The sequence below is a fragment of the Burkholderia anthinoferrum genome, assembly GCF_002925705.1.
GTDB lineage: Bacteria > Pseudomonadota > Gammaproteobacteria > Burkholderiales > Burkholderiaceae > Burkholderia > Burkholderia semiarida.
The window spans coordinates 16,313-33,117 of sequence record NZ_LFZP01000004.1; the positions used below are offsets into that span (position 1 = coordinate 16,313).

At 67.7% G+C, this 16,805-nt stretch carries 18 protein-coding genes; 5 read left to right on the forward strand and 13 right to left on the reverse strand.

The genetic code is table 11. The features are described from left to right. Nucleotides 1-49: 49 nt before the first annotated feature. Genes slmA through argB form a run of 3 tightly spaced genes read right to left on the reverse strand, consistent with a single transcriptional unit; the run spans nt 50 to nt 2,369 of the window. Nucleotides 50-715 carry a nucleoid occlusion factor SlmA gene (gene slmA / locus C5F75_RS01930; protein ID WP_059584006.1) on the reverse strand — a complete coding sequence of 222 codons (666 nt, stop codon included), beginning with the start codon at nt 713-715 and terminating at the stop codon, nt 50-52. Next, nucleotides 682-1,473 carry a pyrimidine 5'-nucleotidase gene (locus C5F75_RS01935; protein WP_059584005.1) on the reverse strand — a complete coding sequence of 264 codons (792 nt, stop codon included), beginning with the start codon at nt 1,471-1,473 and terminating at the stop codon, nt 682-684. The genes slmA and C5F75_RS01935 overlap by 34 nt, the downstream gene beginning before the upstream one ends. After that, nucleotides 1,470-2,369: an acetylglutamate kinase gene (gene argB / locus C5F75_RS01940; RefSeq protein WP_006490510.1), complete on the reverse strand. Its 900-nt coding sequence runs from the start codon at nt 2,367-2,369 to the stop codon at nt 1,470-1,472. Before argB ends, C5F75_RS01935 begins: the two co-directional genes overlap by 4 nt. A 293-nt stretch (nt 2,370-2,662) precedes the next feature. Here argB and C5F75_RS01950 point away from each other — a divergent pair, with 293 nt between their 5' ends. The 3 genes from C5F75_RS01950 to C5F75_RS01960 all read left to right on the forward strand — a co-directional run bounded on the left by C5F75_RS01950 (nt 2,663) and on the right by C5F75_RS01960 (nt 4,972). Then, entirely contained in the window at nt 2,663-2,887 is a 225-nt protein-coding gene (locus C5F75_RS01950) for a cysteine-rich CWC family protein (RefSeq protein ID WP_059584003.1), read from the forward strand. Nucleotides 2,888-2,997: 110 nt separating this feature from the next. Next, entirely contained in the window at nt 2,998-4,416 is a 1,419-nt protein-coding gene (locus C5F75_RS01955; RefSeq protein ID WP_059584001.1) for an ATP-binding protein, read from the forward strand. Nucleotides 4,417-4,429: 13 nt separating this feature from the next. After that, complete coding sequence (locus C5F75_RS01960; protein ID WP_021156278.1) at nt 4,430-4,972, forward strand: response regulator transcription factor; 543 nt, start codon at nt 4,430-4,432, stop codon at nt 4,970-4,972. Nucleotides 4,973-5,040: 68 nt separating this feature from the next. Here the strand turns inward: C5F75_RS01960 and hslU are convergent, their stop codons facing one another. The 8 genes from hslU to dapF all read right to left on the reverse strand — a co-directional run bounded on the left by hslU (nt 5,041) and on the right by dapF (nt 13,235). Beyond that, nucleotides 5,041-6,384, reverse strand: coding sequence for an ATP-dependent protease ATPase subunit HslU (gene hslU / locus C5F75_RS01965; RefSeq protein WP_059584000.1), 1,344 nt, complete (start codon nt 6,382-6,384; stop codon nt 5,041-5,043). Between the two features lie 10 nt (nt 6,385-6,394). Then, complete coding sequence (gene hslV / locus C5F75_RS01970; protein ID WP_059583998.1) at nt 6,395-6,931, reverse strand: ATP-dependent protease subunit HslV; 537 nt, start codon at nt 6,929-6,931, stop codon at nt 6,395-6,397. Nucleotides 6,932-7,192: 261 nt separating this feature from the next. Beyond that, entirely contained in the window at nt 7,193-7,609 is a 417-nt protein-coding gene (dksA, locus tag C5F75_RS01975; protein WP_006477498.1) for an RNA polymerase-binding protein DksA, read from the reverse strand. Nucleotides 7,610-8,104: 495 nt separating this feature from the next. After that, nucleotides 8,105-9,190: a CobW family GTP-binding protein gene (locus C5F75_RS01985; RefSeq protein WP_059584036.1), complete on the reverse strand. Its 1,086-nt coding sequence runs from the start codon at nt 9,188-9,190 to the stop codon at nt 8,105-8,107. A gap of 193 nt (nt 9,191-9,383) precedes the next feature. Further along, nucleotides 9,384-10,598 (reverse strand): class I SAM-dependent rRNA methyltransferase, encoded by a 1,215-nt coding sequence (locus tag C5F75_RS01990; RefSeq protein WP_011546461.1) that lies wholly within the window; start codon nt 10,596-10,598, stop codon nt 9,384-9,386. A gap of 76 nt (nt 10,599-10,674) precedes the next feature. After that, on the reverse strand, nt 10,675-11,595 hold the full coding sequence (gene xerC, locus C5F75_RS01995; protein WP_059583996.1) for a tyrosine recombinase XerC: 921 nt from the start codon (nt 11,593-11,595) through the stop codon (nt 10,675-10,677). Nucleotides 11,596-11,608: 13 nt separating this feature from the next. Next, on the reverse strand, nt 11,609-12,328 hold the full coding sequence (locus C5F75_RS02000) for a DUF484 family protein (protein WP_059583995.1): 720 nt from the start codon (nt 12,326-12,328) through the stop codon (nt 11,609-11,611). A gap of 37 nt (nt 12,329-12,365) precedes the next feature. Beyond that, nucleotides 12,366-13,235, reverse strand: coding sequence for a diaminopimelate epimerase (gene dapF / locus C5F75_RS02005; RefSeq protein WP_059583993.1), 870 nt, complete (start codon nt 13,233-13,235; stop codon nt 12,366-12,368). Nucleotides 13,236-13,610: 375 nt separating this feature from the next. Here dapF and C5F75_RS02010 point away from each other — a divergent pair, with 375 nt between their 5' ends. Beyond that, nucleotides 13,611-13,913 (forward strand): HigA family addiction module antitoxin, encoded by a 303-nt coding sequence (locus C5F75_RS02010; protein ID WP_059583991.1) that lies wholly within the window; start codon nt 13,611-13,613, stop codon nt 13,911-13,913. 30 nt (nt 13,914-13,943) lie between these two features. On the opposite strand, the gene lpxL is transcribed toward C5F75_RS02010, so the two are convergent. Continuing rightward, nucleotides 13,944-14,828 (reverse strand): lauroyl acyltransferase LpxL, encoded by an 885-nt coding sequence (gene lpxL / locus C5F75_RS02015; RefSeq protein ID WP_059583990.1) that lies wholly within the window; start codon nt 14,826-14,828, stop codon nt 13,944-13,946. A gap of 265 nt (nt 14,829-15,093) precedes the next feature. Between lpxL and metK the strand changes: the two genes are divergently transcribed. After that, a complete protein-coding gene (metK, locus tag C5F75_RS02020; RefSeq protein ID WP_011546455.1) occupies nt 15,094-16,281 on the forward strand; it encodes a methionine adenosyltransferase in 1,188 nt (395 codons plus the stop codon). A 111-nt stretch (nt 16,282-16,392) separates the two neighbouring features. On the opposite strand, the gene C5F75_RS02025 is transcribed toward metK, so the two are convergent. After that, nucleotides 16,393-16,734, reverse strand: a complete 342-nt coding sequence (locus C5F75_RS02025; RefSeq protein WP_059583988.1) for a hypothetical protein — start codon at nt 16,732-16,734, stop codon at nt 16,393-16,395. Between the last annotated feature and the right edge of the window lie 71 nt (nt 16,735-16,805).

Here is a 16,805-nt window from a genome sequence, read left to right on the forward strand (position 1 = left end):
GCGTATCGAGCCGCGTATCGGGCGGGCATCGGGCGCGCATCGTCGTCGCCTATTGCAGGATCAGCCTCAGATGGGCATCCGCCTGCTCGCCCGGCGGCTTCTGAAACCCGCCTTTCGCGAATCGATGCCACCGGCCGATCACGTAGCTGACGAGCAGGCTCGCGCGGGCGCCGGGATCGTAGTCGGCCGGCAGCACGAACGGCGCCGCGCCCTCGTGCGGCGCATTCGCCTCGGTGCGCGCAACCCGCAGGCATTGCTTGACCGTCGCCTCGATGCGGTCGAGCAACTGGTTCACGCGCTCGGTCAGCCGCTCGTCCTCGCCGACCAGCGCCTCGCCGGTCAGCACGCGCGTCATGCCCGGGTTCTTCGCGGCGAAATTGAGCATCGTCAGCGCGATCGTGCGCGCCTGCAGCACGCCGTTCGGCTCCTTCGCGACGATCTGGTTGACGAGCCCGAAGAGCGCCTGCTCGATGAACTCGATCAGCCCTTCGTACATCTTCGCCTTGCTGGTGAAGTGCCGGTACAGCGCGGCTTCGGACACGTCGAGCCGGGCCGCGAGCGCGGCGGTCGTGATTTTCTCGGGTTTCGGGGCCTCGAGCATCGCGGCGAGCGTCTGCAGGATCATCACGCGGCGCTCGCCCGGCTTCGGGCGCGGGCGAGAGGGTGTGGCCTGGCCTTCCGTTACGGCTTGGTCCTGCGGGTAAGTCGGCTGCATTTCTGTCGCCCCGATCGTGTGCCCAGTCGCAGCGATTTTAACGAACGAATGCGCTGGTCGACATAATGCGGGCGTCCGGTTGCCGGCAGATGACCGGGCAGGTGGCCGGTGATCCATACGGTACCGATGCCCAGACGCTTGTAGCGCTTCAGGTGGCCGCGCGTATCCTCGACGAGGATCGCGTCGGCGAGCCGCGCATGCGCGGCGCGCAGCGTCCGGCGCAGCATCGCAGGGTCGGGCTTCGCGCGCCACGTGCGGCGGTCGCGCATGTGCTCGATCGCGATCACGCGCTCGAACAGCCGCTCGATGCCCAGCTCGCGCAGCACCGCGCGCGCATAGTTTTCCGGCGCGTTGGTCAGGATCAGCTTGCGGCCCGGCAGCGCGGCGACGATGCGCGCAAGGCCGCGCTCGGCGCGCACCATCGCGGGCAGGTCGGAAAACGTGTGGACCACGCGCAGGAAATCGTGAGGATCGATCGGATGATGGCGCGTGAGGCCGAGCAGCGCGGCGCCGTAGCGCTCGGTGTAGCCGATGCGCAGGCGGTCGGCTTCGGCGCGCTCGACCTGCAGCGCGTCGATGATGTATTGCGTCATCGCACGATTGATCTCGGGAAAGATCGCGTGCGACGCGTGGTGCAGCGTATTGTCGAGATCGAACAGCCACACGGGCGTGCCGGCGCGCGGCCGGCTGCGGGAGATGCGCCGGCGCCGCAGCGACGCCGGCAGGCCGGGGCTGGCAGGCGGGCGGCGCGCGCTCAATGCGAGCGGATCATCGTGCCGAACGGCTGCTCGGTCAGGATTTCCAGCAGCACCGAGTGCTCGATGCGGCCGTCGACGATGTGTACCGACTTCACGCCGCTCTTCGCGGCGTCGAGCGCCGACGAAATCTTCGGCAGCATGCCGCCCGAGATCGTGCCGTCCTCGAACAGCGCGTCGATCTCGCGTGCGGAGAGGTCGGTCAGCAGGTTGCCGTCCTTGTCCATCACGCCGGGGATGTTGGTCATCATCAGCAGCTTCTCGGCGTTCAGCACCGTGGCCAGCTTGCCCGCGACGAGGTCTGCGTTGATGTTGTACGACAGGCCGTCCTCGCCGAAGCCGATCGGCGAGATCACCGGGATGAACGCGTCGTCCTGCAGCGCCTTCACGACTGCCGGGTTGATCGCCTCGACTTCGCCGACCTGGCCGATGTCGATGTACTGGCCCGGGTTGTCGCGATCCGGCATCAGCAGCTTGCGCGCATGGATCAGGCCCCCGTCCTTGCCCGTGAGGCCCACCGCGTGACCGCCGAAGTGGTTGATCAGCATCACGATGTCCTGCTGCACTTCGCCGCCCAGCACCCATTCGACGACTTCCATCGTCTCTTCGTCGGTGACGCGCATGCCCTGGATGAAGGTGCCGGCCTTGCCGATCTTCTTCAGCGCGTGATCGATCTGCGGACCGCCGCCGTGGACGATCACCGGGTTGATGCCGACCAGTTTCAGCAGGATCACGTCGCGCGCGAAGCCCTGCTTGAGCCGCTCTTCCGTCATCGCGTTGCCGCCGTATTTGATGACCACGGTCTTGCCGTGGTAGCGGCGGATGTACGGCAGCGCCTCCGCGAGGATTTCTGCTTTCAGCGTGGGGGCGATCTGCGAGAGGTCGATGGGCTCTGACATGGCGGCGGCTCTGGCTGGGAACGGTTGAAACAGGCCGAATTGTACAGGAGTGGCGCAGCGCAGCATCGGTTTTTGGGCTGGCCGGACGGTGGGTCGCGCAGGTCGGACGGCACGCGCGGCGGCCCGCCGGCCAAGGCTCCCGCTGCCGCGGCGGCGCGCGGGACGGGGCCGCGCCCGGCGCATCAGGCGGGGTCGGCGGCAGCCGTCGGCCAGACGGCCGACGTGCAAAATCCGTCGGCCGCGCTATGCTAGTCGCGTAGGGCGACGTTCGTGCCCGCTTCCGCACCTCGACCATGACCGATTCCGCCGCCGACGCCCGTTCGGCCCCGCGCCGTGCGCGTTGTCCGCACTGCGGGCGCGGTTTCGACTGCGGCGCGCACACGCAGCCGTTCGACTGCTGGTGCGCTGCGATGCCGGTCTTGCCGGGCGACACGGCCCCGGCAGCCCGCGCGCGCTGCCTCTGCCCGGAATGCCTCGCCGACGAGATCGCGCGGCGCATGGCGGCGGCGCCCGGCTGACGTCGCTCGCTCGCGCCCCCGGACGCCGCGCCGGGGCGTCCGACCGTCCATTCGTCCTTCCCGATCCGGCCCCGTGGAGGCGCCGCCCGCTAAACGGGTAAACTGCTCGGATGCAACGAATCACCACCACCGGGCGCGTCAACCTCAGCCACCTGTTCTGGCTGCGCAATCTCGCGATCATCGGCCAGCTCGTGACGATCGGCGTCGTGCAGGCCTATTTCGGCGTGCACTTGCCGTTGCCGGCGATGCTGATGGTCATCGCGCTCGAAATCGTTTTCAACGCGCTGACCTGGGTGCGCGTGCTGCGCGCGCGGCCCGAGACCAATTTCGAGTTGCTCGGCCAGCTGTGGGTCGACCTCGGCGCGCTGTCCGCGCTGCTGTTCCTGTCGGGCGGCACGACCAATCCGTTCGTGTCGCTGTACCTGCCGTCGCTCGCGATCGCCGCGGCCGTGCTGCCGTGGCACCTGATGATCTGGCTCGCGGCGTTCGCGGTGGCCTGCTACGCGGCGCTCGGCTTCGATTCGGTGCCGCTCAACATGGACAATCCGGCGAACCTGTTCGACTACTACCGTACCGGCATGTGGGCGAACTTCATGGTCAGCGTCGGGCTGATCGCGTGGTTCGTCGCGCGCATGTCGAATGCGCTGCGCCAGCGCGACGCGGCGCTCGGCGAGGCGCAGCAGCACCTGCTGCGCGACGAGCGGGCGGTTGCGCTCGGCGTGCAGGCCGCCACCGTCGCACATGAAATGGGCACGCCGCTGTCGACGATCGCGATGCTCGCCGAGGAGTTGCGCGATGCGGCGCGCGCCGATCCGGGGCTCGCGCGCTACGAGGCCGACCTGAAGGTGCTCGAGGAACAGATGACGCTCTGCACGTCGGCGCTCGCGCGCCTGCGCAGCCGCGCGAGCGCGCCGGCGAGCCGCCAGCCGGTGGACGACTGGCTCGACACGTTCGTCGAGCACTGGCGCCTGCGGCATCCGCACGTGCAGTTCGAGCTGCTCGGTGCGCGCCCGGCCGGCGTCGCGCTCGACGATACCGTCGCGGCCGGCCAGATCCTGACGATCCTGCTCGACAACGCCGCGCGCGCGAGCCCGCAGCGCGTGACGCTCGCCGCGAAGGTCGCGCATGGCGGCACGGCCGACGAAATCGAATTCGAAGTATGCGACGACGGGCCCGGCATTCCGGCCGCGCTGCGCGAATCGCTCGGCGCGATGCCGGTCGACAGCACGCAGGGCGGGCACGGCGTCGGCCTGTACCTCGCGTTCAGCGCGGCCGCGCGGCTCGGCGGCGAGATCGAGCTGTCCGATGTCGCGCCGCGCGCCGCGAGCGGCAACGGGCGGGCCGGCGGCGCGGCAAACGGCCACGCGGCGGCCGCATCGGGACAACGCACGGGCGCACGTACGGTCGACCGGCCAGCCGGCACGCCGGAGAGCCGCCCGGCCGGCGCGGCGGCCGGGCGCGGCACGCGGGCCGTGCTGCGCCTGCCGGTCGTGCGCGTCGCGATGCCGGCGGCCTCAACCAACACGTAGACGGAGAAACCACATGAGCGAGAACAATTTCCTGGTGATCGACGACAACGAGGTGTTCGCGGGCACGCTCGCGCGCGGCCTCGAGCGCCGCGGTTACGCGGTCCAGCAGGCGCACGACAAGGAGGCGGCGCTCAGGCTCGCCGCGGGCGGCAAGTTCCAGTTCATCACCGTCGACCTGCATCTCGGCGAGGATTCGGGGCTGAGCCTGATCGCGCCGCTGTGCGACCTGCAGCCCGATGCGCGGATCCTGGTGCTGACCGGCTACGCAAGCATCGCGACCGCCGTGCAGGCCGTGAAGGAAGGCGCCGACAACTACCTCGCGAAGCCGGCGAACGTCGAGTCGATCCTGGCCGCGCTGCAGACCAACGCGACCGAAGTGCAGGCCGACGAGGCGCTCGAGAATCCGGTCGTGCTGTCGGTGGACCGGCTCGAATGGGAACACATCCAGCGCGTGCTGGCCGAGAACAACAACAACATTTCGGCGACCGCGCGCGCGCTGAACATGCACCGCCGCACGCTGCAGCGCAAGCTCGCGAAGAAGCCGGTGCGGCAGTAAGCGGGCGCACCAATGAAAACGGGCGACCCCCGAAGGGGCCGCCCGTCTCTCGTCCCGCACTGCGCGCGTTACAGCACGTAGCGCGACAGGTCTTCGTCCTGCGACACTTCGCCGAGCGCGCGATCGACATACTTCGCGTCGATCGTCACGCGCTCGCCCGCATGGTTGCCGGCCGAGAACGACACTTCCTCGAGCAGCTTCTCGATCACCGTGTACAGCCGGCGCGCGCCGATGTTCTCGGTTTTCTCGTTGACCGCGAACGCGATCTCGGCGAGGCGCCGGATGCCGTCGTCGGCGAATTCGAGCTGCACGTCCTCGGTCGCGAGCAGCGCCTGGTACTGTTTGACGAGGCTTGCGTCGGTCGCGACGAGGATCGCTTCGAAATCGTTCACCGACAGCGAATCGAGCTCGACGCGGATCGGGAAGCGGCCTTGCAGTTCGGGAATCAGATCGCTCGGCTTCGCCAGGTGGAACGCGCCGCTCGCGATGAACAGGATGTGATCGGTCTTCACCATCCCGTACTTCGTGTTGACCGTCGTGCCTTCGACGAGCGGCAGCAGGTCGCGCTGCACGCCCTGGCGCGACACTTCGCCGCCGCTGCCTTCGTTGTTGCGCGACGTGATCTTGTCGATCTCGTCGAGGAACACGATGCCGTTCTGCTCGACGTTCTGCACGGCCTTCGTCTTCACTTCCTCTTCGTTCAGCATCTTCGCCGCTTCCTCGTCGGTCAGCAGCTTCAGCGCTTCCTTGATCTTCACCTTGCGGCGCTGCTTCTTGCCGCTGCCGAGGTTCGAGAACATCGAGCGGATCTGCTCGGTCATCTCTTCCATGCCCGGCGGCGCCATGATGTCCATGCCGACCGACGGCTGCTCGAGGTCGAGCTCGACTTCCTTGTCGTCGAGCTGGCCTTCGCGCAGGCGCTTGCGGAAGGTCTGGCGCGTCGCGTTGTTGTCGTCGTTGGCGTGATCGGCATTGCCGCCGAAACCCACCGCGCGCGGTTGCGGCAGCAGGATGTCGAGGATGCGGTCTTCCGCCTGGTCGGTGGCCTTGCTGCGCACCTTGCGCATTTCGGTCTCGCGCGTCTGCTTGACCGAGGTCTCCATGAGGTCGCGCACGATGCTGTCGACGTCGCGGCCGACGTAGCCGACTTCGGTGAACTTGGTGGCCTCGATCTTGATGAACGGCGCATCGGCGAGCTTCGCGAGGCGGCGCGCGATTTCGGTCTTGCCGACGCCCGTCGGCCCGATCATCAGGATGTTCTTCGGCGTGATTTCCGTGCGCAGCGGATCGGCGACCTGCTGGCGGCGCCAGCGGTTGCGCAGCGCGACGGCGACGGCCTTCTTCGCCTTGTTCTGGCCGATGATGTGCTTGTCGAGTTCCGAGACGATCTCGGCAGGGGTCATGGTGCTCATGGGGCGGTCCTTACTCGATCGTTTCGATGATGCGGTTGTGGTTCGTGTAGATGCACATGTCGCCGGCGATCCCGAGCGACTTCTCGACGATCTCGCGCGGCGACAGTTCGGTGTTCTCGACGAGCGCGCGGGCCGCTGCCTGCGCGTACGCGCCGCCCGAGCCGATCGCGCAGATGCCGCCTTCCGGATCGAGCACGTCGCCGTTGCCGGTGATGACGAGCGTGGTGTTCGCATCGGCCGTGATCAGCATCGCCTCGAGGCGGCGCAGCATCCGGTCGGTGCGCCAGTCCTTCGCGAGCTCGACCGCCGCGCGGGTCAGGTTGCCCTGGTGCTTCTCGAGCTTCGCCTCGAAGCGGTCGAGCAGCGAGAACGCATCGGCGGTGCCGCCCGCGAATCCGACCAGTACCTGGTTGTTGTAGATCCGCCGCACTTTCCGCGCGCCACCCTTCATGACGATGTTGCCGAGGGTTACCTGGCCGTCGCCGCCGAGCGCGACCTTGTCGCCGCGCCGGACCGAAACGATGGTCGTGCCGTGAAATTGCTCCATCTGCGTTCCTTGAGAAAAACGGGGAAGAGTCGGGCGGCGCGACGCGCCGCCGCGTGAATCCGCAGTGCGCCAGGGAGCGGCCCGGCGCGCGTCCGTTTCATTTTAGGGCGGGCGCCGGGATATCAAGAGGGGGAGGCAAATCGGTCGGCGCAAGCCCGTTATCAGGGGCACAGGCCCTGAACCGGTGCCGGAAAACAAAAAGCGCGCGGCAGGCCGCGCGCTTTCGGGAAGCAGCGTGTGTCGGAGCGGAATGCCGCTCGATCAGTCGCCGAACAGCTTCTGGCGCAGCTCGCGGCGCTCCTGCGCCTCGAGCGACAGCGTGGCGGTCGGACGCGCGAGCAGGCGCGGAATGCCGATCGGCTCGCCCGTTTCCTCACACCAGCCGTAATCGCCGGAATCGATGCGGGCGAGCGACTGCTGAACCTTCTTGAGGAGCTTGCGTTCGCGATCGCGCGTGCGCAGCTCGAGCGCGTGCTCTTCCTCGATCGTCGCGCGGTCGGCGGGATCGGGGACGATCACCGTCTCGCGCAGGTTCTCGGTCGTCTGGCCTGCATTCTTGAGGATGTCCGCCTGCAACTGTTCGAGCCGATTTTTGAAGAAGGCGAGCTGATCCTCATTCATGTAATCCTTGTCGCTCATCTTCAGGATTTCGGCTTCGGTCAAGAGTTTCTTCGTCATCTGCTTGCTTCTTCAATGTGCGGCAAATCAACAGATATTGCCTGCACTTTGGGATTACCCGCAACCGCGCTTGCAATCATTTGCGATTTGCCGCCGCGGGGCCGAAAGCCTCTGGAAAACCGGTTCTCAAATACCAGGATAGGCCTGGCGCAGATTTGCGCGCGCTGCGAACCGGTGTGCTGCGCGGCACATCGCATCGGCCGCGGCCGGGAGGCGGATTGGCGATCCGGCGCGGTTGCGATGCCCGGAAAACTGGTTCAGCAAGAACCGGGCCTGTTTGTTGCCGTACTCCAGCGGGCACGTATTGTAACTGAATCGCAAGCGGGCGCCGTATCGGGTCGATCCCCGTCGGCTGCGCCAATATCTAGAAAATATAACGCGCAAATCGCGAAAAAGCGATGACGGCGAAACCCTGCCCGGCAAAGGCGTCGCGCGGCAGCCCCCGCCGCCTCGCAGGCGGCCGGGCAGCAAGGGCGCGGCGGGCGCCCGCGCGGGTCAGGCGAGGCAGGCGTCGAGGCCGTCGGTGATCAGGTCCTGCGGCAGGTCGACGCCGATGAACACCATCTTGTTGGTCTTCTTCTCGACCGGCAGCCACTTCGCCGCGAGGTCGCTGCCCATCATCTGGTGCACGCCCTGGAACACGACCTTGCGGTCGACGCCCTTCATGTACAGCACGCCCTTGTAGCGCAGCATCCGCTCGCCGTAGATCTGCAGGATGCCGCCGAGGAAGTCTTCCAGCTTGTTCGGGTCGAATGGGCGGTCGTTGCGGTACACGAACGACTTGATCTTGTCGTCGTGGTGCGCGTGGTGGTGATGGTGGTGGCCGTGGCCGTGGTCGTGATCGTGCGCGCATTGACCGTGATCGTGGTCGCAATTCGCGTGATCGTGATCATGGTCGTGATCGTGGTGGTCGTGCGCGTGATCGTCCTCGGCGAGGAAATCGGGATCGATCTCGAGCTTCGCATTCAGGTTGAAGCCGCGCAGGTCGAAGATTTCCTTGATGTCCGCCTCGCCGAAATTCACGACCTTGATCGCGGCCTTCGGGTTCATGTGCATCAGGCGGTGCTTGAGGCCGGCGACGGTCTGATCGTCGACGAGATCCGACTTCGTGATGAACAGGCGATCGGCGAAACCGACCTGGCGCTGCACCACTTCGTGTTCGTCGAGCTGCGCGTTCGCGTGCTTCGCGTCGACCAGCGTGATGACCGCGTCGAGCAGGAAATCGTCGGCGATTTCGCTGTCGATGAAGAACGTTTGTGCGACCGGGCCCGGGTTCGCGAGGCCGGTCGTCTCGATCACGATGCGGTCGAAATCGAGCTTGCCTTCGCGCTTCTTCGCGGCCAGATCGCCGAGCGCGCGGGCGAGGTCGCCGCGGATCGTGCAGCAGATGCAGCCGTTGCTCATCTGGATGATCTGCTCGTTCGAATCCTGCACGAGGATTTCGTTGTCGATGTTCTCTTCGCCGAACTCGTTCTCGATCACGGCGATCTTCATGCCGTGCTGTTCGTTCAGGATGCGCTTGAGCAGCGTCGTCTTGCCGCTGCCGAGGAAGCCGGTAAGGATGGTGACGGGAGTGGCCATGTCGGTCGCCTGTGGTTCGTGAATCGGGGTCAAAACCAGGATGTGCGTCGCGCCCTCGCGCTGCGAGCCGGGGCGCACAACCATCCATTGAAACATACCTGTCAAGCCCCCGCCCGTCGTCCGGACGACAGGGGCAAGCGTCGGCCCGACAGGCGGGGCCGGCGGACCGGGGTGTCCGCCAAGATCGGGGCGATCAGACGATTTGCAACAGCAGGCCCTTCAGATATTCGCCTTCCGGGAACGCCGCGAGCAGCGGGTGATCGACGCCCGCTCCGAGCCGCTTCAGGATCCGCGCGTCGACCTTCGCGTCTGCCGCGGCGCCCGCGACGATCTTCTGGAACAGGTCCATGTCGATCGCGCCCGAGCACGAGTACGTGAACAGCAGGCCGCCCGGACGCAGCAGCCTGAAGCCGCTCAGGTTGATGTCCTTGTACGCGCGCGCCGCGCGATCGACGCTGTCGCGCGTCGGCGCGAACTTCGGCGGATCGAGCACGATCAGGTCGAAACGCTCGCCTTCGTCGACGAGGCGGCGCAGCGTCTTGAACGCATCGGCGTCGAGCCAGGTCGCGCGCGCCGCGTCGAAGCCGTTGGCCACGACGTTCTGCTGCGCGAGCGCGAGCGCGTCGCCCGACGAGTCGATCGACACGACGCGTTTCGCACCGCCCTTGAGCGCCGCGAGCGAGAAGCCGCCCGTGTAGCAGAAGCAGTTCAGCACGTCGCGGTCGGCCGCGTACTGCGCGACGAGCGCGCGGTTGTCGCGCTGGTCGACATAGAAGCCCGTCTTGTGGCCGTTCGGCACGTCGACGTGGTAGCGCACGCCGTTTTCGTTCGCGATCAGCGTCGCGGGCGGCGCGTCGCCGGCCAGTACGCCCGTCGTCTGTTCGAGCCCTTCCTTGTCGCGGATCGACACGTCCGAGCGCTCGTACACGTTCGGGCAGCCGGTCGCGCCGGTGAGCGCCGCGACGATCGCGTCCTTCCACGCTTCGACGCCCGCGGCCATGAACTGGCAGACGAGCTGGCCGCGCGGCGCGGCGCCGGCTTCGGCGGTGTCCGCGACGTAGTAGTCGACGATCAGCCCCGGCAGCCCGTCGGCTTCGCCGAACACGAGCCGCACCGCGCCCGTGCCCGACACCATCGTCGTGCGGTGCGCGACCGCGCGCTGCACGCGGCGCTTGAAGAACGCGTGATCGATCGGTTCGTGCTCGTCGAAGCTCCACACCCGCACGCGGATCTGCGACTGGGGGCTGTACGCGCCGCGCGCGAGGAAGCGGCCGTCGTGCGCGCGCACGAGCACGGTCGCGCCGGGCGCGGGCTTGCCGTCGACGCGGTCGATCGCATTGGCGTAGATCCACGGATGGCGGCGCAGCAGCGATTTTTCCTTGGACGGCTTGAGGGTGACGGTTTGCATGGTGAGATCGAAAGGGGCCGGGCGCGACGCCGGCCGGTGCCGGCTGCCGCGCGCGGCGGGTAACACGGGGCGCGCGTCAGTCGCGCTTCTTCGCGCGCGGATGCGCGCTGTCGTAAATCTTCGCGAGATGCTGGAAGTCGAGCGACGTATAGACCTGCGTCGCGGCGACGCTCGCGTGGCCGAGCAGTTCCTGCACCGCGCGCAGGTCGCCGCTCGACTGCAGCACGTGCGTCGCGAACGAATGGCGCAGCACGTGCGGGTGGACGTTGGCGGGGATGCCGGCGGCGAGCGCCGCGCGCTTCACGCGCTCGCGCACCACGCCCGGCGACATCCGGTTGCCGCGCACCGACACGAACAGCGGATGCGGATCGTGCTTCACGAACTCGCCGCGCACCGCGAGCCACGCGTTCAGCGCGTCGATCGCCTTGCGGCCGACCGGCACCTTGCGCTCCTTGTTGCCCTTGCCGCGCACGGTGACTTCGGCCTCGGCGAGATCGAGCCAGCCGGCCGAGCGGTAGCCGTCGGCCTGCGTGTACCGGACGTCGAGCCCGATCAATTCGGCGAGGCGCAGCCCCGACGAATAGAACAGCTCGAGGATCGCGTGATCGCGGATGCCTTCGGTCGTGCCGGCGAGCGGCGCGTCCATCAGCGCGGATGCGTCGTCGACCGACAGCGCCTTCGGCAGGGTTTTCGGGCGCTTCGGCGCGCGTACCGCGGCGACCGGGTTCGCGGGCATCTCGATGCGTTGCGCGAGCCAGCGGTAGAACGCGCGCCAGGCGGACAGCCGGTGCGAGATCGAGCGCGCGGACAGCCCGCCCGCATGCGCGCGCGCGACCGCGCCGCGCATGTCGCCGGCGGTCAATGCTTCGAGCGGCCGGCCGGCGGCAAGCTTCCGCAGTTCGTCGAGCTCGTGCGTGTATGCGCGCAGCGTGTGTTCCGACAGTTGCCTGACGTGCTTCAGGTTCGACAGGTAGGCGGCGATCGGATCGTCGGTCATCGCGTGCGGCGGATCAGTGCGGCAGCAGGCGCGTGAGCGCGGCGCTCGCGAGCGTCGCGATCTGCGCGAGGAAGTCGGTGGCCATCCCGTCGTGGAAGCGGCGCGGATCGGGCGAACCGAGGACCAGCAGGCCGAACGCGGGTGCATCGTTGCCCGCGAGCGGCGCACGCAGCGCGAGCAGCGCGACCGACGCGGCCGAGCCGTCGCCGGCCGGCGCGGCTTCGGCGCCTTCCGCCGCGCTCGCGGCGGCGCGCGCGGGCGCGAGCCACTGGGCGGCCTCGAAGCCCGTGTTCGCGCCGCAGTACGGCGTCGACAGCCCGTTCGTGAACAGGCGCACTTCCTCGCCGACCTGGCGGGCGAAATCGGCTTGCGCGTAGGTGTCGGCCACGTCCCACACGCGCAGCGCCGTTTGCGGCACGTCGAACACGTCGGCGATGCCGTCGGCGATCGTGCGCGGCAGCGCATACGGATCGCGTTCCGCGATCACGCGCGCGGTCCAGCGGCTGAACTTCGCCGACAGGCTGTCGTTCTCGTGGCCGTAGCGCACGAGCTCGGCGAGCCGGCGTTCGAGATGCTTGTTCTTGTCGCGCAGCATTTCCATCTGCCGCTCCTGCAGCGAGATCGCGGCCTTGCCGTGCGGGTTCGCGAGACGGATCGTCGCGAGCAGTTCGGCGTGCTGCGCGAAGAATTCGGGATTGGCGAGCAGGTAGTCGGCGACTTCGCGATCGTTCATGTGGCTGGAGCGTTCAGTTATCAGGGACGTTGCAGGGTCAGGCGTTCAGGTCGATCTCGCCTTCGAACACGGTCGTGGCGGGGCCGGCCATCATCAGCGCGGCGGTTTCGTCGCGCGCGCCGTCCCAGCCGATCGTCAGCGTGCCGCCGTGCGTGTGCACGGTCACGGGCGAATCGAGCAGGCCGCGCCGGATACCGGCCGCGACCGCCGCGCACGCGCCGGTGCCGCACGCGAGCGTCTCGCCCGCGCCACGTTCGTACACGCGCAGCTTCACCTCGTGGCGCGACACGATCTGCATGAAGCCGGCGTTCACGCGCTGCGGGAAGCGCGCATGGCGCTCGATCAGCGGGCCTTCTTCCAGCACCGGATACGCTTCGACGTCGGCGACGACCTGCACCGCGTGCGGATTGCCCATCGACACCGTCGAGATCCAGCGCGTCGCGCCGCCGACGTCGAGCGGCCACAGCGTGTCGTTGCCTTCCTTGCGGCCGTCGAGGCCCGACGCCTCGAACGGCACTTGCGCGGGCGCGAACACGGGCGCGCCCATGTCGACGACGACTTCGCCGTTCTCCTGCAGCGTCAGCGTGATCAGGCCCTTCATGACCTGCACGCGCACGCTGCGCTTGTCGGTCAGGCCGCGGTCGCTGACGAACTTCACGAAGCAGCGTGCGCCGTTGCCGCAGTGCTCGACCTCGCCGCCGTCGCAATTGAAGATCCGGTACTTGAAATCCGCGCCGTCGACGGTCGGTTTCTCGACGAGCAGCAACTGATCGGCGCCGATACCGAAGTGGCGGTTGGCGAGCGCGCGCACCTGCGCTTCGGTGAGCGGCGGCAGCGCGCGCGAATAGCCGTCGAGCACGACGAAGTCGTTGCCCGCGCCGTGCATCTTGGTGAACGAGAGTTTCACTGGGTCCGGAATTCCATGGCGAACAAGGCGGTCGGCACGACACGGACGGCCGGCTGCCATGCCGGGCGGCCTCGTTCGTCGTGCCGATCTCAACCGCAAATGATACATGCAGCCGACAGGGGCGTCCTGCGCCGGGCGGGCCGGCGTCCGTTGTGCGGGGGGCGAGGGCCTTGTCTGCCGATCGCGCCGACTGGTCGCGCGGATGATGAGCGGGCGGATTGACAGGGGGCGGCGTGGCGGGCTCGGCTGTGGCCGGTACGCGATGTGTATTTCGTACCCGTCAAATTGATGTCCCAATCCGGTGATTCGTATAGTGCGGCTATGCGCTGCCGGCGTTTCCGGCATCGCGCCTCGTCACTGAATTGATCCAACACCATGACCCGCATCTTCAATCCGCCCCATCCGGGCGAAACGCTGCGCGACGACGTGCTGCCGGCGCTCGGCCTGACCGTCACCGAGGCCGCGTCGCAACTCGGCGTGACGCGTGCCGCACTGTCGCGGATCCTGCACGGCCATGCCGGCATCTCGCCGGAAATGGCGTTGCGCCTCGAAGCGTGGCTCGGCGAGGAAAACGGGGGAAGGGCCGATCTGTGGCTCGCGCAGCAGTCGGCCTACGATCTCTGGCGCGCGCGCGCCAAGGGCGCGCCGAAGGTGGCGAGGGCGCGGGCACGCGCATGACGGCGCGCCCGCGAACGTCTCGCGGCAGGGTCAGTACAGGCTCGGCTCGCCGGGCGGGCGCGTCTTGAAGCGCTTGTGCACCCAGTAGTACTGCTCGGGCATCAGCGGAATCTGTTCCTCGAGGAATGCGTTCATCCGCCGCGCGTCGAGATCGTCGTCGCCGGTCGGGTAGTGATCCCACGGCTTGAACACCTTCAGACGGTAGCCCTTGTAGTTCGGCAACACCTCGCCGATGAACGGCACGACCTGCGCACGGCCCGTCTTCGCGAGCCGGCCGACGGCCGTCAGCGTGCACGCCGGCACGCCGAAGAACGGGACGAACGTCGAGTTGCGCAGCCCGTAGTCCATGTCGGCGCCGAGCATCACCGGCTTGCGGTCGCGCAGCCAGCGCAGCACGACGCGCGCGCTGTCCGCGCGGCCGACCATCTCGGCGTCGAAGCGCCCGCGCGCCTTCTTCGCCTCCTCCTCGAGCACCGCGTTCGAGAACGGCTGGTACAGCGATCCGCAGCGGCGGTGCAGCGACCGGTTCAGCCAGATCGAACCGGCTTCGATGCCGACGAAGTGCAGGCCGAGGAACAGCGTCGGCGGCAGGTCCGGATCGGTGAGATCGACCGCGCTGTCGACCTGGATCAGCTTCGCGAGCTTCTTCTCCGAGCCGAACCACTGCACGCTGCGCTCGACGTAGCTGCGGATCGCATGGCGGAAATGCCGGCCCGCCACGTCCTCGCGCCGCTCGTCGCTCCAGTCGGGGAAGCAGAGTTTCAGATTCGTATGTACGATGCGCTTTCGCCGGCTGGGGATCTGATACAGCAGCCAGCCGAGGCCATCGCCGAACCGTGCGGTCAGACCGTACGGCAGTAGCGCGAGCAGCTTCAGCAAGCCGATGGCGAGGTGCGTGCCGAGGCGGCCTAGCATGCGGAATCTCCGTGGGGCCGGCTGGCCGGCACGTTGCGAACAGGGTGGTAAGACAGCGGAAGATGCAGCACGGGCGGCGCTCTGTGACAATTCAGGAAAGCCGCTATAATACGGGCTTCGCCGAGTTAACTGACAACTTGCGGGGCGAAGCCGGCTGGCGCGACACACGCTGCCCGGTCCTGGTAATCCGCTAAAGCGTCGCCGCTTCAGGCCCAACGAAGCTGGCTACGTGAAACCAACCGTAACCACACAGGAGCCTGAAAAAGTGGCAAACGATTATCTCTTCACGTCCGAATCCGTCTCCGAAGGCCATCCGGACAAAGTCGCGGACCAAATCTCGGACGCGATTCTCGACGCCATCCTCGAGCAGGACAAATACTCCCGCGTCGCGGCGGAAACGCTGTGCAACACCGGTCTCGTCGTGCTGGCCGGTGAAATCACCACGACGGCGAACATCGATTACATCCAGATCGCGCGCGATACGATCAAGCGCATCGGCTACGACAACACCGACTACGGTATCGACTACAAGGGTTGCGCGGTGCTCGTCGCATACGACAAGCAATCGCCGGACATCGCGCAGGGCGTCGATCGTGCACACGACGACAACCTCGATCAAGGCGCGGGCGACCAGGGCCTGATGTTCGGCTATGCGTGCGACGAAACGCCGGAACTGATGCCGCTGCCGATCTACCTGTCGCACCGCCTCGTCGAGCGCCAGGCCAGCCTGCGCCGCGACGGCCGCCTGCAATGGCTGCGTCCGGACGCGAAGTCGCAGGTCACCGTCCGCTACGTCGACGGCAAGCCCGATTCGATCGACACCGTCGTGCTGTCCACGCAGCACGCACCGGACATCGAACTGCCCGCGCTGCGCGAAGCGGTGATCGAGGAAATCATCAAGCCGACGCTGCCGGCCGAACTGATCAAGGGCGACATCAAGTTCCTCGTGAACCCGACCGGCCGGTTCGTGATCGGCGGCCCGCAGGGCGATTGCGGGCTGACGGGCCGCAAGATCATCGTCGACACCTACGGCGGTGCCGCACCGCACGGCGGCGGCGCGTTCTCGGGCAAGGATCCGTCGAAGGTCGACCGTTCGGCCGCGTATGCGGGCCGCTACGTCGCGAAGAACATCGTCGCCGCGGGCCTCGCGTCGCGCGCGCTGATCCAGGTGTCGTACGCGATCGGCGTGGCCGAGCCGACCTCGGTGATGGTCAACACGTTCGGCACGGGCCGCGTGTCGGATGCGGTGATCACGAAGCTCGTGCGCGAGCATTTCGACCTGCGTCCGAAGGGCATCATCAAGATGCTCGACCTGCTGCGCCCGATCTACGAGAAGACCGCGGCTTACGGTCACTTCGGCCGCGAAGAGCCGGAGTTCTCGTGGGAAGCGACCGACAAGGCGCTCGCGCTGGCCGAAGCGGCCGGCGTGGAGCCGACCGCACGCGTCGCGTGAACGTCGCTCGCCTGAAATGAAAAACCCCGGCCAAGCCGGGGTTTTTTTATGGGTTCGATCGCCGAAGCAATGGCGGCCGATCGGGGCGGACGACGCCCGCCGGGTACATTCTCAGCGCGCGCCGAACCCGAACCAGCCGTTGCTGGCCGCGAGGCGACGCGGGCGGTTGATGCGGCGCTGCGGGCCGAGCTTGCGGCGCAGCGCGAGCGCGCGCAGCGACGACGGCTTCTGCAGCAGCGAGCGCAGGCCGGCGCGGCGCGCGAACGCCTGCGTGCTCATCATCGAGAAAAACGCGTGAAACCACGCACGGATGCCGTCCAGCCGGCTGTGCGGGTGCGTACGTTCGGCCAGCGCCTGCGTGCGTGCGCGGTGGTGGCGCAGCGGGCGGGCGGGAGCGGACGGCACGACGCGCTTCGCGGCGCGGTTGAAACGGGAAGTCAGACGGAATGGCATGTGAACGATGCTTCGCTTGTATGGATGGCGCCCTGCAGAGCGCACTGGTATGAACGGCCTCGGATGACGCA

Bases quoted from the DNA above. Each gene is read 5' to 3' on its own strand.
- slmA (WP_059584006.1), bottom strand. From the start codon at position 715: ATGCAGCCGACTTACCCGCAGGACCAAGCCGTAACGGAAGGCCAGGCC.
- argB (WP_006490510.1), bottom strand. From the start codon at position 2,369: ATGTCAGAGCCCATCGACCTCTCGCAGATCGCCCCCACGCTGAAAGCA.
- C5F75_RS01950 (WP_059584003.1), top strand. From the start codon at position 2,663: ATGACCGATTCCGCCGCCGACGCCCGTTCGGCCCCGCGCCGTGCGCGT.
- C5F75_RS01955 (WP_059584001.1), top strand. From the start codon at position 2,998: ATGCAACGAATCACCACCACCGGGCGCGTCAACCTCAGCCACCTGTTC.
- C5F75_RS01960 (WP_021156278.1), top strand. From the start codon at position 4,430: ATGAGCGAGAACAATTTCCTGGTGATCGACGACAACGAGGTGTTCGCG.
- hslU (WP_059584000.1), bottom strand. From the start codon at position 6,384: ATGAGCACCATGACCCCTGCCGAGATCGTCTCGGAACTCGACAAGCAC.
- hslV (WP_059583998.1), bottom strand. From the start codon at position 6,931: ATGGAGCAATTTCACGGCACGACCATCGTTTCGGTCCGGCGCGGCGAC.
- dksA (WP_006477498.1), bottom strand. From the start codon at position 7,609: ATGACGAAGAAACTCTTGACCGAAGCCGAAATCCTGAAGATGAGCGAC.
- C5F75_RS01985 (WP_059584036.1), bottom strand. From the start codon at position 9,190: ATGGCCACTCCCGTCACCATCCTTACCGGCTTCCTCGGCAGCGGCAAG.
- C5F75_RS01990 (WP_011546461.1), bottom strand. From the start codon at position 10,598: ATGCAAACCGTCACCCTCAAGCCGTCCAAGGAAAAATCGCTGCTGCGC.
- xerC (WP_059583996.1), bottom strand. From the start codon at position 11,595: ATGACCGACGATCCGATCGCCGCCTACCTGTCGAACCTGAAGCACGTC.
- C5F75_RS02000 (WP_059583995.1), bottom strand. From the start codon at position 12,328: ATGAACGATCGCGAAGTCGCCGACTACCTGCTCGCCAATCCCGAATTC.
- C5F75_RS02010 (WP_059583991.1), top strand. From the start codon at position 13,611: ATGACCCGCATCTTCAATCCGCCCCATCCGGGCGAAACGCTGCGCGAC.
- lpxL (WP_059583990.1), bottom strand. From the start codon at position 14,828: ATGCTAGGCCGCCTCGGCACGCACCTCGCCATCGGCTTGCTGAAGCTG.
- C5F75_RS02025 (WP_059583988.1), bottom strand. From the start codon at position 16,734: ATGCCATTCCGTCTGACTTCCCGTTTCAACCGCGCCGCGAAGCGCGTC.